This is a genomic window from Alishewanella tabrizica (genome assembly GCF_014652375.1).
Classification (GTDB): domain Bacteria; phylum Pseudomonadota; class Gammaproteobacteria; order Enterobacterales; family Alteromonadaceae; genus Alishewanella; species Alishewanella tabrizica.
Genome location: NZ_BMYR01000012.1, coordinates 76,497 through 101,144, shown reverse-complemented (window position 1 = coordinate 101,144; position 24,648 = coordinate 76,497). Strand labels below are relative to the sequence as shown.

Here is a 24,648-nt window from a genome sequence, read left to right as displayed (position 1 = left end):
GCTGAAAACGCTACTGATGTGTCTATGTGTCTTGCTTTACAGCCAGCATTTATTGGCTACAGACACCCTATTGGTCAAAAAGCAGGCTTTTGAAATAGCCGAGTTTACTACGCAAAATGGCAAGACAATCAGTCCCGTTAGGGTCGGCTGGGAAGCTTACGGCCATTTAAATGCAGATAAATCAAATGCTATTCTGATCACCCATTTTTTTTCGGGAACCTCGCATGCCGCCGGTAAATATCAGCCCAGTGACCCGGCCACCGGCTATTGGGACGCCATTATAGGCCCAGGCAAAGCCATTGATACCAATAAATTTTATGTGATTAGCGTTGATACTTTGGTAAATGCCAATGTGTTTGATCCTAATGTGATTACCACAGGCCCTGCCACAATTAATCCCGCTACGGGTAAGCCCTGGGGGTTAACGTTCCCAGTGGTCACCATTGCCGATTTTGTTGAAGTACAACGTCATTTACTGGATAGTTTAGGGATCACGCAGCTACATGCAGTCATTGGCGCGTCCATGGGATCTTTTCAAGCTATTGAATGGGCGGTACGTTATCCTGAACGGGTTAAACGACTGATACCGGTAATTGGTACTGCCTACTTAGATGCATGGGCTGCCGTTCGCTTAGAGCGTTGGGCTTACCCTATTAAGCAAGATCCCGCTTGGCGCAATGGCAACTATTACGACTACGGCCAACCCCTACACGGTTTACGCACCGCAGTGGCTTACATCACACAAGATGCCTTGTACCCAACCGCCTTTAATGCGCGGTTTAGCGAACCTGCAGATGATGTGGCACCGCATCAAGATATTTTAGCTCCCTTTTCAGCGTGGCAAGAGTTAATGGCACAAGCCCAAACACGGGCGGCGGTGCAAGATGCCAATCATATTTTGTACTTAATTCGCGCTTCACAATTATACCGTGCGGGAATGGGCGATAACTGGCAGCAGGCCCTAAGTCAAGTGAAGGCCAAAACCTTATTCTTACCTGCTACTGGCGATCAATTATTACTACCAACAATGTCGCAGCGCAGTGCAGCCGTCATGCCACCCCCAACGGTAAGCTATGCAGAAATTCCGGGGGATTTTGGCCACCTTGACGGCATTGTCAATATCAGTGCCGTCGCCGAGCAGATCGCTCTTTTTCTAAATTAAACCTATTTCCTGGCGGGTGCGGCTGTGTTAGCGCACCTTTTTTATTTATTCTAAAATCTGCTAAGCTAAATACTCACTAAGGTGATATGAGCCAGTTAGATGTTAAAACGCCCAATGCACAGGCGGTTATTATACCGTTTTATAAGTCTTACCATCTTTAGCTTTTTTTGTTGGACATTACCGCTTAACGCCTCGTCGACACAGGATGTTAATGCGATATCCCCCCAACGCCTTATCTTTGCCAGCAGTGAATATTTACCGCATTATGGTACCGATTTACCGAAACAAGGTGCCATGGTTGAAATTATCCGTCGCGCATTTGCTTTACAAGATGTACAAATCGAAATTGCCTTTATGCCCTTTGCCAGAGCATTACACGATACACAACAAGGTCAATATGCAGGACTGATTGCCGTTTGGCATACCCCCGAGAGAGCAGCACATTTTTTATACTCCGAACCCATTTATGCCAATGAAATTGTGTTATTTAAACGCGCCAATACCTTTAATCATATTAGCGATATTGCAGAGCTATTGCGCTCGGAAGGTACACTTGGACTGGTCACGGGGTATGCGCAACATCCAAAATTACTACAGAGTAATTTGGAAAAAGTCAGTGTTGCCACAGATGCACAGGTGTTTCAAATGCTGGTACGTGAGCGGGTAGACGTGGTGCCCGCAGATTTACAAAACGGACTTTATTTAATTGCTAAACTTCCCGCCGAGTTATCCTCAACGTCACTCGATTGGCTATTACCGGCTATTGAATTAAAACCCATGCACTTGGCTTTCCCAAAAAGCAGGCCAGAAAGCGCACAGCTTCACCAGCAATTTAATGTGGGCTTACGTGCGCTACAACAGAGTGGCGAATTAGAACAGATTTTAGCAGAATTACTGCCTCATCCGGCCGCACACGCCCCTTAACGCTATTAAACGCCATGAGATCTTGGAAAAAGTACCAAGTGGTCTAAATCTAACCGAATACCGATCTGCTCGCCAATTGCGTGATTATGATGGCTTAACGCTAAACAATATACCTGCTCTCCACCACTTAAAGCCAAGGTATAAAGGATATGCGAGCCACGAAACGATTTGTCGAGTACCGTGGCTTTAATAGCGCTATCGTCGTCATGCACAATATCATCTGGTCGAATCAGCACATCTACCCGATCTCCCGCTTTTGTCTCTGGTAAATAGCGTTGCTGAAAAATCCCCAAACAGGTCTCAACCTGCTGCGGATCTAACATCGTTCCAGGCAGCATCACGCCACGGCCCACAAAATCAGCCACAAAGCGACTAGCAGGTCGATGATAAAGTTCATAAGGTGTTGCCCATTGCTGTAACTGTCCTAGTTGCATCACGCCAATCATATCGGCCATAGCAAAGGCCTCAAATTGATCGTGCGTCACTAACACGGCGGTGATCTGGAGCTGTTTTAAAATAGTGCGAATATCACGCGCTAACACTTCACGAAACTCAGCGTCTAAACTGGAAAAAGGCTCATCTAACAGTAACACCTTGGGTTCAGGTGCTAAGGCGCGTGCTAACGCAACGCGTTGTTGTTGCCCGCCAGACAATTGATGAATATAACGCTGCCCAAGATCAGGTAAGCCAACCAGCTTTAATAAGGCTTTAACTTTAGCGGCTTTGTCTGCTTTACTCAGCTTAGCAATACCAAAAGCAATATTATCGGCCACGGTTAAGTGCGGGAATAAAGCAAAATCTTGAAAAACCATACCGACTTTGCGTTTTTCGGGTACTACCTGAGTATTGACACTGCTAACAACCTGTCCTTGTAACCGCACCACGCCCGCTGCAGGCGCTTCAAAACCCGCAATCGCCCGCAAAATGGTGGTTTTACCGCAACCCGAGGGTCCAACTAAACACCCAATTTGTCCTTCGGCTAACGCAAATGAAATCTCTTTGACAACGGTATGTGGACCATACGCGATCGCGAGCTGCTCTATTGCTAACATCACTCATCTCCTCGCATCCGACGCTCTGTTGAACGGGCTAAAATAATTACCGGTATCAATCCCACTAAAACAATGGCCAATGCCGGTAAGGCGGCATCAGCTAATCGTTCATCCGACGCTAATTCATGCGCTCGAACCGCCAAGGTATTAAAATTGAACGGCCGCAAAATGAGGGTCGCTGGCAGTTCTTTTAACACATCAACAAACACCAACAATAAGGCGGTTAACACACTGCCTTTTAATAACGGGATATGCACACGTCGTAACACCTGACCAGGCCGAAACCCTAACGACCGGGCGGCATTGTCCATATTAGGTTTAATACGCTCAAGCCCCGCCTCGATACCGTGGAGGGATACCGCTAAAAAACGCACGCTGTATGCCAGTAATAGCGCCACGATGGTTCCCGACAACAATAAGCCAGTCCGGATCCCAAACCACTGCTCGGCAAATAAATCAATTTGCTGATCAAACCACGCTAATGGCAACATCACCCCTATGGCTATAACAGTGCCAGGCACCGCATAGCCTAGTGCCGCTAATTGCACAGGAAACTGCACCACCGGATCGCGTTTTAACCGCCGAGCATAAGCAAATACCAGCGCCAAAATCACCGATAATAACGCCGCCATGGCTGCTAACGAAAAACTATTCCACACTAATTGCCAAAACGCACCATCTAGAGTGCGCTGCCAATTTGCTAGCGCCCAACTGCATAATTGCCAGGCGGGTAATAAGAAACCAAAGGTGACGGGCAGTAAACACCCCAGTATCAAGCCAGCTTGTTTTGTCAGGCTCACTTGGCGTCTTGATGGCGCACTGTGCTTTTGTCCTTGATGATAGTAACGAATTTTGCGTCGAGACCATTTCTCTAGCAACAACAAAAACAACACAAAACTGGTTAACAATGCGGCAAGTTGCGCTGCAGCAATGGCATTCCCCATGCCAAACCACGTACGAAAAATACCTGTAGTAAAAGTAGGCACACCAAAATACTGTACCGTGCCATAATCGGCAAAGGCTTCCATCATGGCAAGCGCCACCCCCGTTAAAATAGCTGGGCGCGCCAATGGTAAAGCGACTTTCCAAAAGTGTTGTCGAGGGGTGAGACCCAGTGTGCGGCTAGCTTCTGACAACGAAGCCGATTGTTCAGAAAAAGCATTACGCGCCAACATATACACGTATGGATAAAGAACTAAAGAGAGCATCACGATGGCGCCCCCTAAAGAGCGAATTTCTGGAAACCAATAATCGCCGAAGGACCAGCCAAACTGAGCTCTAAGCCACGTTTGTACCGGACCGGCAAAATCCAGCATACCTGTATAGGTGTAAGCAATGATATAAGCCGGTACTGCCAAAGGCAGCAATAATAGCCACTCTAAATATCGGCGCCCAAAAAATTGATATTGGCTAATACACCAAGCCGTACTGGTACCAATGATGAGCGCACCCAATCCGGTGCCCCCCGCGATTAAAAGTGAATTAATAATATAATCTGCGAGCACGGTTTGACGTAAATGCTGCCAAACTGCAAATTGTGGCGAGAATACACTGATAAAGACCATTGCCACCGGCAAGGCCAAAATAAGCGCTGGTACCAATACGGCCCAGCGCCAACGATCAAATAACGCTGTTTTTAGCAAGGGCGTTGACTCCCTTGTACTACCGTCATTGGCTTAACGCCAGCCTGCCCGGTCCAGAATACGGATTGCCTCGGCATTAAGTTCACCTAACTGCTCCAGTGCCAAATCATCAGCTTTAAAGGTGCCAAAGCCCTCTAAAATAGTGCTAATGGTCACATCGGTACGGATGGGATATTCATGATTTGCCTCAGCATACCAGCGTTGAGCCTCTGGCTGAACCATATATTCCAGTAATTTCACCGCGTTAGCTTTGTTTGGTGCAAAAGTCGCCACACCCGCGCCAGCCACATTGATATGTACACCATGATCTTGCTGATTTGGCCAGAAAACTTTTACTTTGGCGGCTTCAGCTTGTTCAGCCGGATCCGCTAACATACCCGCTAAATAGTAGGTATTTGCTAAGGCGATGTCGCATACACCAGCTGCCGCAGCTTTAATCTGATCGCGATCACCACCACGTGGCGGACGAGCAAAATTGGCCACCAACCCTTTAGCCCACGCTTCTGCTTTCGCCGCACCATCATGCGCAATTAATGACGCCACATGCGACTGGTTGTAGATGTTATTAGAGGAGCGTACACAAATACGGCCTTTCCACTTAGGATCGGTCAAGGCTTCCATAGTCGATAATTCTGCAGGATCAACCTTACCTTCAACATACATGATAGGACGGGCACGCACGGTTAACCCGTACCAAACCCCTTCGGGATCACGTAATGTTGCCGGAATCACCTCGTTAAGTGTGGCAGATTGTATTGTTTGAATCACACCTTGCTGTTTCGCACGAGCTAATCGGCCTACATCCGTTGTAATTAGAATATCGGCAGGACTATTACGACCTTCACTAGTGATCCGCGTAATTAATTCATCTGCATTACCCGTAATTAAATTTACCTTAATGCCGGTTTCGGCAGTAAAGGTATCAAGCAGGGGCTTAATTAATTCTTCTTGTCGCGCGGAGTACACATTGACCTCAGCAGCATAGGCTGCAGCGGTTTGTAACAAACACACACTTACACTACCCGCTACTAAGAACATTAGTTTATTTAACTTCATCACAACTCCAAGTATGTTATGGATAATGTCGTGTATATAAACATAAACACGAACAATTCTCAATAAATAAGCAGAGTTCTGCATAAATAAAACGCGAGCCGATGATGTAAAGCGTTATTACCGCCTATTGAGATACCATGCGTTAAGGTTGGTGAGTGTGGCGCATACGATTATTGTGCGCAGTAAAGTCAGGTACAGCACGGGCATATCCATCACGGTATAAACTCGAATGAATGATAAAATCTGCCGTTGCGATATTACAAGCCACAGGAATGTTCCATACTACCGCGAGTCGGATCAGGGCTTTTACATCAGGATCATGCGGTTGAGATGATAATGGATCCCAAAAGAATATAAGCCAATCAATCTTTTGTTCGGCAATCAGCGCGCCAATTTGCTGGTCACCTCCTAAAGGGCCACTTGCCATACATTGCACTGGCTGAGCCAAGGTTTCACTGATCAATTTACCCGTGGTACCTGTGGCAATCAGCGTTTTATCGGCAAAAAACGTTTTATGGCGCTCAATCCACCCTAACAAGGTGGTTTTCATGCCATCGTGTGCCACTAACGCTATTGTTTTCATTATTTCACTCCTGATTAAGGAACTAGCATATCGTTTAGCCGCCATAAAAAAAAGCCCCGACAAGCGGGGCAAACAACCAAGGTCCACGTATAACATCATTATTGGTCTGGCGTTAACGTAAGCACTGCTTCGCTGCTAACGGCCACTAACCACATCATTCTTTGGGCGGCTTAATTAGCCTCAACAATGCGTTTCATTGCTGTCATATAGCCCCGTAATTTCTTTCCTACTACTTCAACCGGATGCTGGCGAATCGCTTCATTTACGGCAATCAGCTTCAAATTATCTACGCCATTGTGGGTAGAACTTAAGCCTTTACCGATATATTCACTGCTTAAGCCGTTTACTTTGTCACGCAACAACGGCACAGCGGCATGGGCAAACAGGTAGTTACCATATTCTGCCGTATCTGAAATAACCACATTCATCTCATACAAACGCTTACGTGCAATGGTATTAGCGATAAGCGGTGTTTCGTGTAACGATTCGTAGTAAGCAGATTCAGCAATAATACCGGCATCAACCATGGTCTCAAAGGCTAACTCTACACCGGCTTTTACCATGGCTACTAACAAGATGCCCTGGTCAAAATACGCTTGCTCGTTGATATTTTCTGCAGACACTGGGGCCTGTTCAAAGCCTGATTCTCGGGTTTGCTCACGCCAAGTCAGTAAGTTTTTATCATCATTGGCCCAATCCGCCATCATGGTGCGCGAAAACTCGCCACTGATAATATCGTCCATATGCTTTTCAAACAGAGGGCGTAACGTCACCTTCAGCTCTTCAGCTAAATCATAGGCTTTAACTTTGGCCGGATTGCTCAGACGATCCATCATATTAGTGATGCCGCCGTGCTTTAGCGCCTCCGTTACGGTTTCCCAACCAAACTGAATTAATTTGGCGGCGTATCCCGCTTCCATTCCATCGGCAACCATTTTATCGAAAGCTAAGATTGCGCCAGTTTGTAACATGCCACATAAAATTGTCTGTTCACCCATAAGATCAGACTTAACTTCGGCAACAAAAGAAGACTCTAATACCCCTGCTCTATCACCGCCAGTTGCTGATGCGTAAGCTTTAGCAATCTCTAAGCCTTGGCCTTTTGGATCATTTTCAGGATGTACCGCAATTAACGTAGGCACACCAAAACCACGTTTGTATTCTTCACGCACTTCGGTACCTGGGCACTTAGGTGCCACCATCACTACGGTGATATCCGAGCGAATTTTTTTACCTTCTTCAACAATATTAAAACCGTGAGAATAGGCTAGCGTTGCACCTTGCTTCATCAGCGGCATTACCGCATCGACAACACTGCTGTGTTGCTTATCTGGTGTTAAGTTCAACACTAAATCCGCACTAGGGATTAATTCTTCATACGTGCCTACGCTAAAACCGTTACTGCTCGCTTTCTGAAAAGACGCACGCTTTTCTGCAATAGCTTCCGCCCGTAAAGCATAGCTAATGTTTAGGCCAGAATCGCGCATATTTAAACCTTGGTTTAACCCTTGCGCACCACAGCCAACAATAACAATATTCCAGTCTTTGATAAACGCGCAGCCATTGGCAAATTCTGCTTTATCCATAAAACGACATTGGCCTAATTGCCGTAATTGCTGCCGTAAATTTAACGTATTAAAGTAATTGCTCATAATAGGCTTCTCAATATTCGGGTTCTACATGGCTAAAGCCAAGTAACAGCAACATAACAAACCGGCTTGCGCTTTGGCAAAGCGCCCTATGTTGCTTTGATAAATGCACTATAGCCTGAGACATTTATTGCGTGAAGTGATATATTTTCAATTCTGTATTTCATTTAATGCAATAGAGCCATTATGGATATTCGAAGCGCACAGCTTTTTTTGCATCTTGCCTCAAGTTTAAATTATGCCAAAACCAGCGATCAGATGTTTGTTAGCCCCTCTACGCTAACGCGAGTAATACAACGCTTAGAGGAAGAACTCAATGTGACACTGTTTGAACGCAATAAACGCTCAGTGCAGTTAACGGTCGCAGGGGAACGTGTACAGCGCTTTGCTAAATTGTGGTTAGAAGAATGGCACCAGTTGCACCTTGATTTGCAACTTGCTAGCGCTGAACTCAGTGGTACGTTACGTATATTTTGTACCGTTACGGCAAGTTATAGTCATCTCCCAGCATTATTAGATAAATTTCGATTACAGTGCCCTAAAGCAGAAATTCAACTGAGCACCGGTGACGCGTCCGCAGCCATAGAACGCATACGAGCCGATGAAGCTGATGTGGCCATTGCTGCTCACCCAGAACAATTGCCCACTAATATGTTTTTTAAACGTATCTCTACCGTCCCCATCCATCTTATTGCCCCGGTGGTACCTTGCCGAGTCAACGATTTATTGGCGAAACAACCGATTAACTGGAACGATATCCCGATGATCTTACCGGAACATGGCCCCGCCAGAAGTCGCGTTGATCAATGGCTACGTGATAAACAGATAACCCCTGCCATTGTTGCTAAAGTAGATGGACATGAGGCTATGGTCTCGATGGTCGCCTTGGGAAGTGGTATCAGTATTGTGCCAGAACCCGTATTACAATTAAGTCCAGTACGGGAACGGGTACGGATTTTAGATCCACAGTACCAGTACAAACCTTTTGAATTAGGCATTTGTATGCTCAACAAGCGACGAAACGAACCTCTAGTGCAGGCATTTTGGCAGCTCATTTTACCCAATTAGACGCTCTAACTAGATAATGTAAAAACTTAAGTCGGCGGTTTTTCTGAAGCTGGCTTGGGAGAGGAATGATCATATAACACGCTACAATAGAGACGAGCGCATTAGATCATGTCTAAGGCGCTCTTCTTCATACGTTACGTGTCTTGGTAAAGTGTGTGGATTGTTATAACACTGAGCGTTACAACACGAGGGGATCAGCGTTACTTGATCACCTTTAAGTGACTTCCCCGTGTTGGTTTCGGGGGCTCTGGCGGTAAATCGTCGGTGTCTGATAGCGGCTCATGCAAGAAATCTTGCGTTTCATCGTCATCATCTTCTTCAAGCGTAAATACCGTGCCCGCGCCATTTTCACGTGCATAAATGGCTAACACGGCTTTTACCGGAATAGACAAAGCAAAAGGTTGACCGCCGAAACGCGCATTAAAGGTCACAAAATCATTACCTAACTGCAGATTACCTACCGCTGACGGTAAAACATTTAAGACAATTTGACCATTTTGCACAAACTGCTGTGGCACTTTTACTGCTGGATAGGTTGCATCGACCACTAAGTAAGGGGTGCATTTATTATCAATAATCCAATCGTAAAAGGCACGTAGCAAATAAGGGCGATTTGGTGACATTTTTTGCATTACAGCTTAATCCCTTTACGGATCTCCCGCTCAATATCTGTTAATGATGCTTGAAACGCATCACGCTCAAAAATACGGTTCATATAGGTTTTTAAATGTTTGCTGCCTGCACCACTAAACTCGATACCTAATAACGGTAAACGCCATAACAACGCTGCCATGTAGCAGTCTACTAAGCCAAATTCTTCACTCATAAAATAAGGTGCTTCGCCAAATAATGGCGCAATAGACAATAAGCCTTCTTTTAACTCCTGCCGTGCAAGAGCTGCATCATCATGATTTTGAAAAATTTTATCTGCTAAGCTATACCAATCATGCTTGATCCGATACATCATTAAACGCGCTTGGCCACGTGCTACCGGATAAACCGGCATTAACGGTGGGTGCGGGAAGCGTTCATCTAAATATTCCATAATGATATCAGCCTGATATAAGGCTAATTCACGATCTAACAATGTAGGTAAACTTCCATAAGGATTTACTTCGTATAAATCCTCTGGCAGGTTATCTGGTGTTACCTGAAGAATATCGACAGTGACCCCTTTTTCCGCCAGTACAATACGGACCTGATGACTAAACATATCGTCAACAGCTGAGAACAACGTCATCACAGGGCGTTTATTGGCAATGATCGCCATGTATTCCTCCGGTTAAATAAAAAACAGCAAAGGGGCGCTAAGGCCCCTAAATACAAGTATTATTAAATCAAATACTTAGTGAACATCTTTCCAGTATTCTTTCTTCAAGAAGTAAGCTAACACGAAGAAGATAAAGATAAAGATTAAGACTTTGGTTCCTAAGGCGTGAGATTCTAATTTAGTAGGCTCACCGGTATACACCAAGTAATTCACTAAATCAGCAACTGCACGATCATACTCTTCAGTACTCAGTTCACCAGAACCATCGGTACGAATACCCACATACACCTCAGTAGATTGACCATCTACTAAGCGTGTTTCATAGGCACGAGTTGGCACACCTTGTAACTCTTGTAAAACATGAGGCATACCCACTTGTGGAAACACTTTGTTGTTAACCCCAAATGGACGGCTTTCATCTACATAAAACGTACGTAAATACGTGTATAACCAATCTGCGCCACGTACCCGAGCTACGTTTGTCAAATCAGGTGGCAATACCCCAAACGAGGTTTCAGCATACTCCGCAGGCATAGAGTTCGTGATGTGATCACCCACTTTTTCGCCCGTGAACATTAAATGCTCCATCCCTAATTCTTCAGGGATCCCTAAATCTTTAAATGTGCGCGAGTAACGCTGATACTGCATTTGGTGACAGCCCAGACAATAGTTCTGGTATAACTTAGCACCATTTTGTAACGACGCCTGATCACGTAAATCAATAGGCGCTTTATCCAACGGTATTGTTGGACCTGCTGCCATTGCCAGCGACGATGCTAACAATGCGACAGCTGAAAATAACGTTTTCATCATCAGGTTAACCTCACTGGCAGTGGCTTGGTTTTCTCATTTTTGCTGTATACCCACAGCAAGCCGAAGAAGGCAAAATACGTAAATGAGAAGATTTGCGATAATATGGTATACGTCGGAGTCGCAGGTAATACACCCAGAACACCCAGAACAACAAAGCTGACGCAGAACATCACCAAGTTCCAGCGATGTAACTCAGAACGGTAACGTACAGAGCGCACTTTGCCACGGTCAATCCACGGTAATAAGGCCAAGGCAATAATCGATGCAAACATCGCAATAGCACCAAACAACGGATCCGGAATCGCACGTAAAATAGCGTAGAACGGCGTGAAATACCAAACCGGCGCAATGTGATCTGGGGTTTTCATTGGGTTAGCAACTTCGAAGTTTGGCGGCTCTAAGAAGAAGCCCCCGCCTTCTGGCATAAAGAAAATGACAAACGCAAAGATAAATAAGAAACCCGCCAGACCCACTAAATCCTTCACGGTGTAGTAAGGATGGAATGGAATGGCATCCACAATCACTTTTTTACCGCCACGAGTAAAATACTGATGGAAAGTAAATTTCTTGTCAGCTTCGGTCAGTTCCACGGTGCCATCATTGTCACGTTTTATGTCGATACCATCTGGGTTGTTTGAACCCACTTCATGTAACGCCATAATGTGTAAGAACACCAACACAACTAATACTAAAGGTAAGGCAATAACATGTAAGGCAAAGAAACGGTTTAAGGTTGCGCCAGAGATAACGTAGTCACCACGGATCCACAACGTTAAATCGTCACCAATAAACGGGATTACACCGAAAATTGAGATAATTACTTGAGCGCCCCAATAAGACATTTGTCCCCAAGGCAACATGTAACCCATGAATGCTTCAGCCATTAAGACTAAGAAGATTAACATACCAAAAATCCACAGTAATTCACGGGGTTTCTGGTAAGAGCCGTACATCATACCGCGTAACATGTGCAGGTAAACCACCACAAAGAAAGCAGATGCACCGGTAGAATGCATATAACGAAGCAACCAACCGTATTCTACATCGCGCATGATGTATTCAATAGACGCAAACGCACCTTCGGCAGAAGGTTCGTAACTCATCGTTAACCAAATACCTGTTACGATCTGGTTGATCAGTACAACAATGGCTAGCGAGCCAAAGAAATACCAAAAATTGAAGTTTTTAGGCGCTGGATATTGCACAACGTGCAGATTTAACTTATCCATAAAGGGTAAGCGATACTCAATCCAGCTCATCATATTTTTAAACATTATGCAGTCCCCTCGTCTTCACCGATTAAAATGGTGCCATCGTCGACAAACATATACGGAGGAATAACCAAATTGGTCGGCGCAGGTACGTTTTGGAAAACACGACCAGCCATGTCAAAGCGCGAACCATGACAAGGGCAGAAGAAACCCGAATTAATGCCTTCCACTTGCCCTGCAAAATCAGAAGGTAAATAGGTTGGTGAACAGCCTAGGTGTGTACAAATACCTACAGCAACAAAAATTTCAGGCTTAATGGAGCGGTGACGATTTTGTGCATAGGCAGGTTGTTGCGGCACTTCAGAGCCCGGATCACGTAACCGGTTTTCGGTATCGGCTAATTGCGCTAACATTTCTTCGGTACGTTTTACGATCCAAACCGGCCGACCACGCCACTCAACCCGAATCAATTGACCCAGCTCAAGTTTACTGATGTCTGCACTTACCGCAGCACCAGCTTGCTTCGCCCTTTCACTCGGACTCCAGGACGCAATAAAGGGCACAGCCACTCCAACGGCACCAACACCCCCTACAACAGAGGTTGCGATGGTTAGGAAGCGACGGCGACCATGATCTACAGGCGCATTGCTCATCCACTCATCTCCACATTGAAACGCTTAACGATTAAAAATTAAGCGGCTGAAATTCAGCAATTATTATAAGTAAAAAAATATACCCGATCATAATGAAAAGCCTTGCTTTGCACAAGGATAAAGGCGGATAGAATGACTAATATCTTGGTCTAATTTGTAGTCGATCAGTATTATTTGCCATACAGTGCTGCGGTTTAGCGTATTTTGCAGGTACTAAAAAACGCCTTCAATAATCAAAAACAATTCAATCTGTATTTTAGGCGATAAATACGCATAGAACAAAAACGCAGCCATAAAAAAACCCGGCAATAACTGCCGGGCTTTTTGTCCCAAAAGCGTATTAACGCTTTGAGTACTGTGGACGCTTACGTGCTTTACGCAGACCCACTTTCTTACGCTCAACTTTACGCGCATCACGAGTTACGAAACCCGCTTTACGTAATGCTGGACGTAATGATTCGTCAAACTCCATCAACGCACGGGTGATACCGTGACGGATAGCGCCTGCTTGACCAGAAATACCACCACCTTTAACAGTGATGTACAGGTCAAATTTTTCAACCATATCAACCAGTTCTAACGGTTGTTTAACTACCATACAAGCAGTTTCACGACCGAAGTACTCTGACAGGCCACGCTGGTTGATAACAATGTTACCTGAACCAGCTTTTAAAAATACGCGGGCCGTTGAGCTTTTACGACGACCAGTTCCGTAGTATTGATTCTGTGCCATGTTATGCTCCGATTAAATATCTAAAACTTGCGGTTGCTGAGCAGCATGCTGATGCTCTGCGCCGGCGTAAACTTTTAACTTACGGAACATAGCGCGACCCAATGGGCCTTTTGGCAACATACCTTTGATAGCTGATTCTAAAACCATTTCTGGCTTTTTAGCGATCAGTTTTTCAAAGTTGATTTCTTTAATACCACCTGGGAAACCTGTATGTGAGTAATACATTTTCGCCTGAGCTTTGTTACCAGTAACAACCACTTTATCAGCGTTAACAACGATGATGTAATCACCCGTATCAACGTGTGGCGTGTATTCCGGTTTGTGCTTGCCACGTAAACGTGAAGCGATTTCAGTTGCGATACGGCCTAAAGTTTTGCCGTTAGCATCAACAACGAACCAGTCGCGTGTTACGCTTTCTGGTTTTGCAGTAAAAGTTTTCATCTAAACCTATTCCAAAGATAACTTAAGTTACACCTGATATTGTGCAGGGCTATTGCAGCAATATCGTTATCGTACCCCTTCGAGTACAAAAACTGCCGGGCTAACGGCAGTGCAAGGCTGTAACGTCGGCCGGGCGCGGATTATATATTAAACAATATGAAAGATCAGTAGTCTTTTCGAAAAAAACACCTATATCCGAAAAATTACGGTAAATGCTCACTGGCTAAGTACGCATGTGATTGCATTTCTTGCAGCCTGCTTAAACACCGCCGAAATTCAAAGCTTAATAAGCCTCCTTGATACAACTGCTCAAGTGGCACCGCGGCCGAGATAATCAGCTTTACATGACGCTCATAAAATTCATCAACTAAGGCGATAAACCGCCGGGCGACATCATCGTTCTGCTGTCCCATTGGCCTAACATCAGCAAGTAATACGGTATGATAGCAGCGGCTCAGTTCCATATAATCATATTGACTGCGCGCCGTTTCGCACAACTCATTAAAGGTAAACCACACGATACCATCGGCTTCCGCACGCGTTTGCAGCTTACGGTGCGACACTTCAATCACGGCGTTTACCTGACGCGGTTCAACGGATAACGCCATAAAATACTGCTGCAAATTTTCGTCAGCTTTCGCATCTAAGGGATAATGGTATATCTCGGCTTGTTCTAAAGTCCGTAACCGATAATCAATACCACTGTCGACATTCACCACATGCGTATTTTGTTTAATTAACGCAATCGCGGGTAAAAAACGCGCACGCTGCAAGCCATTACGATACAAGCCATCGGGCTCGATATTTGAGGTCGCCACTAGCGTAATACCCCGCGCAAATAACGCTTGCATTAACGTGCCTAAAATCATGGCATCGGTAATGTCCGACACAAAAAACTCGTCAAAACAAATAATGTCTGTTTCTGCTTTAAACTTATCAGCAATTTTTTCTAATGGATCACTAACCCCTTTTTGTAACGCTAATTCTTCGTGGATCCGATGCATAAAACGGTGAAAGTGCACCCGCATTTTTCGGGTTGTGGGTAAGCATTCGTAAAAGGTATCGACTAGATACGTTTTACCACGCCCCACGCCGCCCCAAAAATACAAACCTAGTAAGGGCGTTTGTGCCGGTAGTTTACCAGTGATTTTTTGCCAAAAGCCCGGTTTAGCGGCGGGTGGACGACTTACGAATTCATCAAATAAACGCTGTAATTGCTTTACCGCATTTTCTTGTGCCGCATCGTGGTGAAAATCGGCTCGCGTCAGATCTTGCTGATATTTTTGCAGTGGTGTCATTGGCTTTAACTTGAAACTCGCAGTGTTAACCCTTAAATATGAGTCATAATATTAACATGCCTTACCACCTTGTATAAGAAGTTAGGGTACACTAAGCAAAGAATTTCAGCGTAAGGAGTTAGTATGGACTACACATGGTTACTGATTGGCTTGGGAATAGGGCTTGTTGTCGGGGCAGTGGTAGCGCGACTGGTTAGCCTAAAACAATTTGGCCAACACAAGCTACAACAAGAATTAGATGAAAGCCGCAAGCAATTGTCGCAATATCGCTCGGATGTGTCTGAGCATTTAGAAACAACAAACCAATTGATGAGTCAGTTACAAGATAACTATGCACGCATAGCCAAACATGTCCAACAATCAAAAATGCAGTTAGTTGAACAGCCGGTTAGTGCACGTGATGAAGTGAATTTTTTTGCTGCCGATACTACGCAGCATATTAAACGTTCTTTGCATCAACTCAACGAACGTCGCCGTGAACATTCTCAAGTTGAGCATCAACCAAAAGACTATTCAGGTGAAGCCAGTGGTTTGATCAAGGAACGCCCGACGAAAGATAGCTAACAATTCGTTACAATCATAAAAAAGGTAATTTAGAACTTTTTTTATTGCTTGACGCTCTTAGTCGGACATTTGTATTAAGGAGACTATTGCGATGAATAAAAAACTTTCTTTGCTAAGTGCTGCCGTTATGGCAGCGATGTTGTTGGCTCCTGCCGCCCCTGCACATGCAGGCTTACCTTTTTTTGGCAGCAATAATCAGGAGATGCCTTCACTAGCGCCCATGTTGGAACAAACTACGCCAGCCGTAGTGTATGTGTCGGTAGCAGGTAGTCGTGAAGTACGGCAGCGTGTACCTGATGCGTTCCAGCAGTTTTTTGGTCGTGGCCAAGGCGAAATGCGCCGAGAGCAACCTTTCCGAGGCTTAGGCTCCGGCGTTATTATTGATGCCAAAAAAGGCTATATTGTTACTAACAATCACGTTGTGCAAGATGCCTCTGAAATTGAAATTCGGTTAAAAGATGGCCGCACGTTTAAAGCTAAAAAATTAGGCGCAGATCCAGAAAGCGATATTGCATTATTGCAAATTGATGCAGAGAACCTAGCACAAATCCCCTTAGCCGATTCTGATAAACTTCGCGTTGGCGATTATGCCATCGCTATTGGTAATCCATTTGGTCTAGAGCAAACCGTCACTTCTGGCATAATCAGTTCGCTTGGCCGCAGCGGCTTACACGAAGGGTTTGAAGATTTTATTCAAACAGATGCTGCCATCAACTCTGGAAACTCAGGCGGCGCCTTAGTTAATTTGCGGGGTGAGCTCATTGGTATTAACACGGCCATTTTAGGACCGAATGGCGGCAACGTGGGTATCGGTTTTGCCATTCCAGCCAATATGATGAAAAACTTAGTGGATCAAATCATTGAGTTTGGTGAAATTCGCCGTGGTAGTTTGGGAATACGCGGTAATGATGTCAATGCGGAATTGACTAAAGCACTTAATTTGAAAGTTAATCGTGGCGCTTTTGTGGGTGAAGTGTTACCTGATAGCTCAGCGGCTAGCGCGGGCCTGAAATCGGGCGATGTTATTGTCAGTATGAATGGCAATAGAATTCAAAGCTTTAATGAGTTGCGCGCTAAAATTGCCACCTTGGGTGCAGGCCGTGAGGCGACCCTAGGCGTATTACGTGACGGCAAAGAGCAAAACATTAAAGTAAAATTGCAAGAAGCCAGTAGTGGACAAATTGCCGCAACACAACTGCATCCCATGTTACAAGGTGCCACACTAAACAACAGCGATGCTGGGGTTGAAGTGTCAGCACTTGAATCCAACTCGGCTGCCGCACAAATTGGGCTGCGCCAAGGAGATATTATCACGGGTGTTAATCGGCAACGCGTTAGTAACTTAGCGGAATTACGGCGCCTATTAGAAAATCGTGATGGCGGTGTTGCGGCGTTGTTTATCAAACGCGGTAACGATCAATTGTATATTCTTATCCGTTAACCCCTTTTTTACGACTCGGCAGTTAGCAAGCGCTACTGCCGAATCGTAAATAATGCTATGCTATCACCATTCTCGACTGGTCAGACTTTGCACTGTGCACACATTGTTGTTGTTCCTTATAAAAAGCATCGCCTACGGATTGGCTCTGGCCTTTTTGTTACTTCTTCTTTTTCCTGATCTAACAGGTCGAAATTTTTCATTTTGGCAAACGCATGCAGAAGTGCAAGAAAACGCGCCGGTGTCTTATCACCGCGCCGTGCGCCGTGCCGCCCCCGCGGTGGTCAATGTGTATACTCGAAGCCGTATTGTTGATCCTCGCTCATTACGACCACGCACCATTGAACGTCAAGAACTCGGTTCAGGCGTTATTATGTCGGCTCAAGGGTATATTTTAACCAATTATCATGTGGTGTATGGGGCGGATCATATTGAAATTGCGCTGCAAGATGGCCGGATACTAGAAGCGGTTCTCATTGGTCAAGATGAAATATCTGATCTCGCTGTGTTGTATGTACGCGCCGATGGCTTACCCGTGATCCCACAAGATCCCACTATTGAGCCGCAAGTGGGTGATGTCGTATTAGCGATTGGCAATCCCCTTAATTTAGGCCAAACCATTACCCAAGGGATTATCAGTGCCAATGGTAATACGGGATTGAGCTCTCGCGGCTATCCCGATTTTATGCGGATGGATGCAGCTATAAACAAAGGAAATTCTGGCGGCGCTTTGGTCAACAGCAATGGCACCTTAGTGGGCATTAATGCGGCTGCATTTCAGGTGCAAAATCAAGATATTCAGGGTATTTTCTTTGCGGTGCCATATCAATTAGCACGAAATATTATGGAAAAGCTCATTAAGCAAGGTCGGGTAACCCGAAGCTACTTAGGGGTCTCTGGGCAAGCTGTGGTAAATGCGGCAGGCGATCCGTTATTTTCGTCTGGACAAGCCTTATATGGTTTAGCGTTAACCGAAGTAACTGCCGGTGGACCTGCAGCTATCGCGGGCTTGCAAGTGGGTGATATTATTTTAGAAATTGCCGGGCAGCGTTTTCAAAGCATGCAACAGGCACTCAATTTTATTGCAGAAACACTCCCCGACAGTGAATTACAAATATTAATCGATCGCAATGGACAACAACTTACCATTCCCACACAAGTGCGAGAACAACCACGCCGCTAAGGCACACTTTAACAGATTGTTTTATAAAAAATCACCCGCCAATTAGCGGGTGATTTAAGAATCAGATCAGCTTGCTATATCAACTATTAACACGTTGAATATGCGCACCTAAACCTTGCAGCTTATGCTCAATTTGCTCATAACCGCGATCAATATGATATATACGATCGACGACAGTGGTGCCTTTTGCCACTAATCCCGCAATAACCAAACTTGCAGACGCCCGTAAATCAGTCGCCATTACCTGAGCCGCATTGAGTGATGGACTATACTGACATACTGCCGTATTGCCTTCTAAGCGAATTTTCGCGCCCATACGCTGCAATTCCGGTACATGCATAAAACGATTTTCGAAAATGGTCTCAGTGACAACGCCTACGCCCTCTGCCACAACGTTCAGTACAGTAAATTGCGCTTGCATATCGGTTGGAAAACCAGGATGAGGTACCGTTTTCACATCAACAGACTTCAATTGACGCCCTGTCATGTTTAAACGGATCCAATCTTGGCCAGTAGTCACTTCTGCGCCAGCTTCACGTAGCTTTTCTAACACCACTTCTAAGTCAGCTGGGGCGGCTGATGTGCAGGTCACATCACCACCGGTTACCGCTGCGGCAACCAAAAAGGTACCCGTTTCAATGCGGTCAGGCAGCACACGATGCGAACCGCCTTGCAGCGCAGACACGCCCTCGATAACCAAGGTATCTGTACCCGCTCCGCTAATTTTAGCGCCCAAGGTATTTAAATAGTTGGCTAAGTCGACAATTTCAGGCTCACGTGCAGCATTCTCAATAATGGTTTTACCTTCAGCCAAGGTTGCTGCCATCATTAAGTTTTCTGTACCCGTCACACTTACCATTTCCATCACCAAATGTGCGCCCTTTAAGCGCGTGGCATTGGCTTTGATGTAACCATTTTCAACGGTGATCTCCGCACCCATTTTGCGTAAACCATCGATGTGCAAGTTCACAGGACGAGCACCTATGGCACAACCACCGGGTAATGACACTTCAGCTTGGCCGAAACGTGCAAGTAGCGGGCCTAGCGCTAAAATCGAAGCACGCATTGTTTTAACCAATTCATAAGGTGCAAATTGGTTATTAATTTGGCTGGCATCTACATTAACCGTATCGCCAGTTGATTCGACCTTGGCACCAAACAACTGTAATAGCTTAAAGGTGGTTTCAATGTCCTTCAATTTCGGTACATTGGTGATCGTGGTTGGTTGCTCAGCGAGAATGCTAGCAAACAAAATGGGCAGCGCAGCATTTTTTGCGCCAGATATAACAACTTGGCCCTGTAAAGGGCCGTTGGCTGTAACTAAAAACTGTTGCATAGCGTGTCTCAGAGCGGAGGATTTAAAAGTTTTTCTCTGCGCCATTGTTGCGGCGTAAAGGCCTTAATACTTAGGGCGTGAATGGTACCATCAGCAATGGCATTAGTCAGTGGGCTATACACTAATTGCTGTTGCTTTACCCGACTTAGGCCCTCAAAACACTCACCTACTGCGGTTACCGCAAAGTGTGAACCTTCTGCTTTTACATATACTTCTGATAGCTGCAGCTGCTCAGTTAGCACCTGCTCAATCTGTGCGATATCCATAACTACACCTTAATCGATTATGGGCAATATTGCAGTTACGGCACTGACCTTGGCTAAAGACAATAGCTGTGCCGGAACGTGCGTAAATTCAATTTGCAAATTCAATGTTCTGGCTCGCGCTAGTTGTTGAATCAGCCAGGCTAAGCCAGCTGAGTCTACATGGGTTAGGGCGGAGAAATCAAAGGTAACCTGACCAGACAGCCTATTTAACAAGCTAAATGGTGAATACAGCATTAATGTATCACGATTCAGTTTTCCACTAAATAGCACGGTCTGATCTTGTTGGCTAATATTCAATAACACAACTTACTCCGATGGTTTGCTTGCACCTGCTTCAGGCACTTTAACCGGATCTTTTGAGCGCTCAATTAGCAATGCTGTCACCCCGGGCAAGCCTTGCTGGCGGATCATATTATTCAATTCCGCACGTTTACTGTCTAATAACGAAATACCTTCGGCAATCATATCAATAACTAACCACGTTTCTGCATTACGTGGCCGGCGTAATTTAAAATCAATAACGATATCAGGCTTGCCGGGATCGATTACTCGGGTACGAATAGTAATGATGCTTTGCGTTCCGACAGGTTTAGCCGGCTCTATCATCACTTTTTGCTCTTTGTAATAGGTTAACGCGCCAGCATAAGATCCAATCATATATTGCTCAAAAGCTTTCACAAACTCATCAAACGCTTGCTGATTTTCACGAATATCGACCGTTCTACCCACAACAATTGCCGCAGCATATCGGCTATCGACATAGGGCAATAATTCTTCTACAACAATCGTCCGTAAATGCTCAAGATCTTGCTTGATAATAGGTTGATCTGTTTTGATGCGATTAAAGGTTTTATCTGCAACCGCCTCAATCATTTTATAAGGATCAGTGTACGTTTCTGTGGCCTGTAATGGTAAGGCTAAACCCACAGTAATTGCTAAAGTTGCACCAATATTACGTAAGAAATGCTTCATTAATTCCCCCGGTTAAATAAAAACTGCCCAATCAACTCTTCAAGCACTATGGCAGAACGTGTATCTTCAATGGTATCGCCGTTGGCTAACATCAACACAGTGTCATCAACAAAACCCGGTAACAATCCAACGTATTGCTCACCCAACAAGCCAGAGGTCAAAATCGCAACTGAACTGGTTTCAGGGAAATTACTGTACTCTGCGTTAATTTCTAACGCGACGACCGGCGTATAGCTGACTCGGTCTAATTCAATACTGCTGACCCGCCCCACAGTAACGCCACCAACCTTGATGGGTGAACGCACTTTTAAGCCGCCAATATTGTCGAACTTGGCATACAAGGTGTAGGTTTGTGACGAGCCACTAAAGCCGGTATTAGCAACTTTAAGTGCTAGCATTAAAAATGCCGCACAAGAAAGCACAATAAAGGCACCTACCAAAATTTCAATTTTACGTGCGGTCATCTTTTATCCACCAAACATTAATGCAGTTAATACGAAGTCAAACCCGAGAACGGCCAGCGATGCTGTAACCACCGTTTGCGTTGTGGCGCGGCTAATTCCCTCTGATGTAGGGATAGCATCGAACCCTTTATGTAAAGCAATCCAAATAACGATTAATGCAAATACCATGCTTTTGATCACGCCATTTAACACATCTTGATATAAGTCGACGTTAGCTTGCATTGCAGACCAATAACTTCCCGCATCTACACCTAACCATTCCACCCCAACTAAGTGACCACCTAAAATACCTACCGCATTAAAAATCAGTGCTAGTAATGGCATAGCAATTACGCCAGCCCAAAAACGCGGTGCAATGATCCGGCGTAACGGATCAACAGCCATCATTTCCATGCCCGATAACTGTTCAGTTGCTTTCATTAATCCTATCTCTGCGGTAAGAGCACTCCCGGCCCGGCCAGCAAATAATAGCGCGGTGACTACTGGCCCAAGCTCGCGCAGCAAACTAAGCGAAACTAGCGGCCCAAGCATGCCTTCAGCACCAAATTTCACCAGCACGGTATAGCCTTGTAGGGCCAACACCATACCGATGAATAAACCCGATACCAAAATAATCATTAAAGACAACACGCCAATAACGTAAAGCTGCTTAATCAGTAACGGTAAGCCTTTACGTATATTGGGTTTGCCAACAATGGCCCCAAACAGCATAAGACCGGCCCGACCAAAGCCGCTTACCGAATTCAGCGCTTGCTGACCAATAAGTTGCAATTTATTTGCGATCACTTTGTCAGCTCCATCAATTCATCCTCATAAGCTGCGGCTTTATAATGGAAAGGTACGGCACCATCGGCTTCGCCCTTTAAAAATTGTTGCACTAGCGGTGAAGGATCGGCACGCAGTTGCTCGGGTGTTCCCTGACCGATAACGGTTTTATCAGCGACCACATAGACATAATCTGCAATGCTCATTACCTCGGTAACATCGTGCGATACAACGACCGATGTCAGCCCTAATGCATTGTTTAACTCACGAATTAACCGCACAATAACCCCCATAGAAATGGGATCTTGTCCGGCAAACGGTTCGTCATACATTATTAGTTCAGGATCAAGCGCAATCGCTCGCGCCAGAGCGGCACGTCTGGCCATACCGCCTGAAAGCTCAGCAGGCATCAAATCACGTGCACCACGTAACCCTACCGATTCCAGCTTCATTAAAACCACTAACCGTATTAAGGCTTCTGGTAAACGCGTATGCTCACGCAAAGGAAACGCCACATTGTCAAAAACCGACATTTCTGTAAATAACGCGCCGCTTTGAAACAGCATGCTCATTTTCTTACGCGCTTGGTATAACTCTGCACGGGACAGCGTGGGAATGTTTAGACCGTCAAACACGATTTTGCCGCTATCTGGTTTTAACTGACCACCAATCAAGCGAAGTAGCGTCGTTTTACCGATACCACTAGGGCCCATGATCGCGGTCACCTTGCCGCGGATAACCTGCATGTTCATATCCCGATAAATCGGCCTGTCGCCGCGCGAAAAGCTTAAGTTCTGAATATCGACTAACACATCAGACAAAATTGTCGCTCCACCCTATTGATTTATCAGACCAGCATGGTGTTTTTATCTCAACACACTGGTTGCAATGGCCCATATCATAATATACATTCATGTATGTTTGCAATTATAGCCAGCTCCATACGTTTATTATTGTAAACGGAATTAACCAGCAAGTCGTTACAAAAAATCGTAACAAAGTATGCGCAAATTCGAATCACTGGCGATTTAACACCACAACCCGAGGTTTTTTTGCATTTACGCGCAATAAACAGGAAAATGCTCTTTATTACTTTTAGCTTAAAACCGGACACTATGATATCACCTCTGTTACTCGCCATCATCTTCGTTATTGTCGGCTTGGTTTTGCTGATTTGGAGCGCAGACCGTTTTGTGTTTGGTGCTTCATCTGTTGCCCGGAACAGTGGTATTTCGCCCATGATAATTGGGTTAACCATTGTTGCCATGGGCTCCTCAGCGCCAGAAATGCTCGTATCAGCTACCGCTGCCGCCCAAGGACGTTTGGATACATCGGTAGGTAATGCTATTGGCTCAAACATTACCAACATTTTATTGGTAATTGGTTTGGTCGCGCTGTTAAAACCAATTTCCGTTACCTCTGTTACGCTAAAACGTGAGTTTCCGATGTTAATTGGTTTCACGTTGTTGGGTTTTTACTTGTTATCAGATCACAGCTTAACCCGCGCTGAAGGCGTAGTATTACTGCTCGCTTTTATTGGTTTTATTGCGTTACTGGTTTTTTTTGGTAAACGAGCCACCGCAGACGATCCATTAATTGCTGACATTGCCGCAGAAATGCCAGAGCCGACGTCTAACTTTAAAGCGGCGTTTTGGATCATCTCAGGCTTAATCTTGTTATTGGCGAGTTCGCAATTATTGGTTCATGGTGCAGTCACCATTGCTCGCTATGCTGGCATGAGCGATTTAGTGATAGGCTTAACCATCATTGCCATTGGTACCAGCTTGCCTGAGTTAGCGGCCAGTGTTATCGGTATTTTAAAAGGCGAAGACGATTTAGCGTTGGGTAATATTATTGGGTCGAATATCTTTAATATTTTAGCGGTGCTTGGATTGGGTGCCGTTATTGGTCCCAGCAGCTTAGATATCAATGCCGGTACCCGCGACAGCTATGTGATGATCGCAGCGACCGTCTTAATGTTATTGATGTCTATTCGTATTGGCCAGCAACAACGGATTAATCGCGTCGAGGGCGCCGTGTTACTCACAGGCTTTATTGGCTATCAATATTTGTTATTCTCTCAGCTTGCATAGCAACAGGTAAT

At 45.2% G+C, this 24,648-nt stretch carries 27 protein-coding genes; 7 read left to right on the top strand and 20 right to left on the bottom strand.

The genetic code is table 11. From position 1 onward, the window contains the following. Window position 1: 1 nt before the first annotated feature. Both IE070_RS14205 and IE070_RS14200 read left to right on the top strand, forming a co-directional pair. Window positions 2–1,162 (top strand): E22 family MetX-like putative esterase, encoded by a 1,161-nt coding sequence (locus IE070_RS14205; protein WP_373297001.1) that lies wholly within the window; start codon window positions 2–4, stop codon window positions 1,160–1,162. Window positions 1,163–1,261: 99 nt separating this feature from the next. Beyond that, on the top strand, window positions 1,262–2,086 hold the full coding sequence (locus IE070_RS14200; protein WP_189483856.1) for a substrate-binding periplasmic protein: 825 nt from the start codon (window positions 1,262–1,264) through the stop codon (window positions 2,084–2,086). A 5-nt stretch (window positions 2,087–2,091) separates the two neighbouring features. Here the strand turns inward: IE070_RS14200 and IE070_RS14195 are convergent, their stop codons facing one another. The 5 genes from IE070_RS14195 to ilvC all read right to left on the bottom strand — a co-directional run bounded on the left by IE070_RS14195 (window position 2,092) and on the right by ilvC (window position 8,072). Continuing rightward, window positions 2,092–3,138 carry an ABC transporter ATP-binding protein gene (locus IE070_RS14195; RefSeq protein WP_189483894.1) on the bottom strand — a complete coding sequence of 349 codons (1,047 nt, stop codon included), beginning with the start codon at window positions 3,136–3,138 and terminating at the stop codon, window positions 2,092–2,094. Then, entirely contained in the window at window positions 3,138–4,781 is a 1,644-nt protein-coding gene (locus IE070_RS14190; RefSeq protein WP_189483855.1) for an ABC transporter permease, read from the bottom strand. Before IE070_RS14190 ends, IE070_RS14195 begins: the two co-directional genes overlap by 1 nt. 33 nt (window positions 4,782–4,814) lie before the next feature. Continuing rightward, complete coding sequence (locus tag IE070_RS14185) at window positions 4,815–5,837, bottom strand: Fe(3+) ABC transporter substrate-binding protein (protein WP_189483854.1); 1,023 nt, start codon at window positions 5,835–5,837, stop codon at window positions 4,815–4,817. Between the two features lie 142 nt (window positions 5,838–5,979). Then, window positions 5,980–6,423 (bottom strand): methylglyoxal synthase, encoded by a 444-nt coding sequence (locus IE070_RS14180; protein WP_229797081.1) that lies wholly within the window; start codon window positions 6,421–6,423, stop codon window positions 5,980–5,982. Between the two features lie 167 nt (window positions 6,424–6,590). Further along, a complete protein-coding gene (ilvC, locus tag IE070_RS14175; RefSeq protein ID WP_189483852.1) occupies window positions 6,591–8,072 on the bottom strand; it encodes a ketol-acid reductoisomerase in 1,482 nt (493 codons plus the stop codon). Window positions 8,073–8,255: 183 nt separating this feature from the next. On the opposite strand from ilvC, the gene ilvY reads away from it, so the two are divergent. Next, window positions 8,256–9,137 carry an HTH-type transcriptional activator IlvY gene (ilvY, locus tag IE070_RS14170; RefSeq protein ID WP_189483851.1) on the top strand — a complete coding sequence of 294 codons (882 nt, stop codon included), beginning with the start codon at window positions 8,256–8,258 and terminating at the stop codon, window positions 9,135–9,137. Between the two features lie 200 nt (window positions 9,138–9,337). Here ilvY and IE070_RS14165 read toward each other — a convergent pair whose 3' ends face one another. The 8 genes from IE070_RS14165 to zapE all read right to left on the bottom strand — a co-directional run bounded on the left by IE070_RS14165 (window position 9,338) and on the right by zapE (window position 15,556). Continuing rightward, complete coding sequence (locus IE070_RS14165) at window positions 9,338–9,760, bottom strand: ClpXP protease specificity-enhancing factor (RefSeq protein WP_229797080.1); 423 nt, start codon at window positions 9,758–9,760, stop codon at window positions 9,338–9,340. 8 nt (window positions 9,761–9,768) lie between these two features. After that, complete coding sequence (sspA, locus tag IE070_RS14160) at window positions 9,769–10,407, bottom strand: stringent starvation protein SspA (protein WP_189483849.1); 639 nt, start codon at window positions 10,405–10,407, stop codon at window positions 9,769–9,771. 75 nt (window positions 10,408–10,482) lie between these two features. After that, complete coding sequence (locus IE070_RS14155) at window positions 10,483–11,217, bottom strand: cytochrome c1 (RefSeq protein WP_373296999.1); 735 nt, start codon at window positions 11,215–11,217, stop codon at window positions 10,483–10,485. A 2-nt stretch (window positions 11,218–11,219) separates the two neighbouring features. After that, window positions 11,220–12,482 carry a cytochrome b gene (locus IE070_RS14150; protein ID WP_373296998.1) on the bottom strand — a complete coding sequence of 421 codons (1,263 nt, stop codon included), beginning with the start codon at window positions 12,480–12,482 and terminating at the stop codon, window positions 11,220–11,222. A gap of 11 nt (window positions 12,483–12,493) precedes the next feature. Continuing rightward, a complete protein-coding gene (gene petA, locus IE070_RS14145; RefSeq protein ID WP_189483846.1) occupies window positions 12,494–13,084 on the bottom strand; it encodes a ubiquinol-cytochrome c reductase iron-sulfur subunit in 591 nt (196 codons plus the stop codon). A gap of 340 nt (window positions 13,085–13,424) precedes the next feature. Next, a complete protein-coding gene (gene rpsI / locus IE070_RS14140) occupies window positions 13,425–13,817 on the bottom strand; it encodes a 30S ribosomal protein S9 (RefSeq protein WP_189434002.1) in 393 nt (130 codons plus the stop codon). Between the two features lie 12 nt (window positions 13,818–13,829). After that, window positions 13,830–14,258 carry a 50S ribosomal protein L13 gene (gene rplM / locus IE070_RS14135; protein ID WP_189483845.1) on the bottom strand — a complete coding sequence of 143 codons (429 nt, stop codon included), beginning with the start codon at window positions 14,256–14,258 and terminating at the stop codon, window positions 13,830–13,832. Between the two features lie 203 nt (window positions 14,259–14,461). Continuing rightward, complete coding sequence (zapE, locus tag IE070_RS14130) at window positions 14,462–15,556, bottom strand: cell division protein ZapE (protein ID WP_189483844.1); 1,095 nt, start codon at window positions 15,554–15,556, stop codon at window positions 14,462–14,464. Window positions 15,557–15,679: 123 nt separating this feature from the next. Here zapE and IE070_RS14125 point away from each other — a divergent pair, with 123 nt between their 5' ends. The 3 genes from IE070_RS14125 (at window position 15,680) to IE070_RS14115 (ending at window position 18,741) form a co-directional block, all read left to right on the top strand. Continuing rightward, window positions 15,680–16,120 carry a Z-ring associated ZapG family protein gene (locus IE070_RS14125; RefSeq protein ID WP_189483843.1) on the top strand — a complete coding sequence of 147 codons (441 nt, stop codon included), beginning with the start codon at window positions 15,680–15,682 and terminating at the stop codon, window positions 16,118–16,120. 91 nt (window positions 16,121–16,211) lie between these two features. Next, window positions 16,212–17,561, top strand: coding sequence for a DegQ family serine endoprotease (locus IE070_RS14120; RefSeq protein ID WP_189483842.1), 1,350 nt, complete (start codon window positions 16,212–16,214; stop codon window positions 17,559–17,561). 94 nt (window positions 17,562–17,655) lie between these two features. Beyond that, on the top strand, window positions 17,656–18,741 hold the full coding sequence (locus tag IE070_RS14115; protein ID WP_189483841.1) for a trypsin-like peptidase domain-containing protein: 1,086 nt from the start codon (window positions 17,656–17,658) through the stop codon (window positions 18,739–18,741). A 79-nt stretch (window positions 18,742–18,820) separates the two neighbouring features. Here IE070_RS14115 and murA read toward each other — a convergent pair whose 3' ends face one another. The 7 genes from murA to mlaF are packed head-to-tail and all read right to left on the bottom strand — an operon-like array spanning window position 18,821 to window position 23,365. After that, window positions 18,821–20,077, bottom strand: a complete 1,257-nt coding sequence (gene murA, locus IE070_RS14110) for a UDP-N-acetylglucosamine 1-carboxyvinyltransferase (protein ID WP_189483840.1) — start codon at window positions 20,075–20,077, stop codon at window positions 18,821–18,823. Window positions 20,078–20,085: 8 nt separating this feature from the next. After that, window positions 20,086–20,343, bottom strand: a complete 258-nt coding sequence (locus IE070_RS14105) for a BolA family protein (RefSeq protein ID WP_189483839.1) — start codon at window positions 20,341–20,343, stop codon at window positions 20,086–20,088. 9 nt (window positions 20,344–20,352) lie between these two features. Further along, window positions 20,353–20,646 carry an STAS domain-containing protein gene (locus IE070_RS14100; RefSeq protein WP_189483838.1) on the bottom strand — a complete coding sequence of 98 codons (294 nt, stop codon included), beginning with the start codon at window positions 20,644–20,646 and terminating at the stop codon, window positions 20,353–20,355. A 3-nt stretch (window positions 20,647–20,649) separates the two neighbouring features. Then, the gene (locus IE070_RS14095; RefSeq protein ID WP_189483837.1) at window positions 20,650–21,315 is read right to left on the bottom strand and encodes an MlaC/ttg2D family ABC transporter substrate-binding protein; all 666 of its coding nucleotides are present in this window, start codon (window positions 21,313–21,315) and stop codon (window positions 20,650–20,652) included. Continuing rightward, entirely contained in the window at window positions 21,315–21,779 is a 465-nt protein-coding gene (gene mlaD, locus IE070_RS14090) for an outer membrane lipid asymmetry maintenance protein MlaD (RefSeq protein WP_189483836.1), read from the bottom strand. The genes IE070_RS14095 and mlaD overlap by 1 nt, the downstream gene beginning before the upstream one ends. A gap of 3 nt (window positions 21,780–21,782) precedes the next feature. Next, the gene (gene mlaE, locus IE070_RS14085; RefSeq protein ID WP_189483835.1) at window positions 21,783–22,565 is read right to left on the bottom strand and encodes a lipid asymmetry maintenance ABC transporter permease subunit MlaE; all 783 of its coding nucleotides are present in this window, start codon (window positions 22,563–22,565) and stop codon (window positions 21,783–21,785) included. Beyond that, entirely contained in the window at window positions 22,562–23,365 is an 804-nt protein-coding gene (gene mlaF, locus IE070_RS14080) for a phospholipid ABC transporter ATP-binding protein MlaF (RefSeq protein WP_189483834.1), read from the bottom strand. Before mlaF ends, mlaE begins: the two co-directional genes overlap by 4 nt. A 306-nt stretch (window positions 23,366–23,671) precedes the next feature. On the opposite strand from mlaF, the gene IE070_RS14075 reads away from it, so the two are divergent. Then, on the top strand, window positions 23,672–24,637 hold the full coding sequence (locus IE070_RS14075; protein WP_229797079.1) for a calcium/sodium antiporter: 966 nt from the start codon (window positions 23,672–23,674) through the stop codon (window positions 24,635–24,637). Window positions 24,638–24,648: the final 11 nt, after the last annotated feature.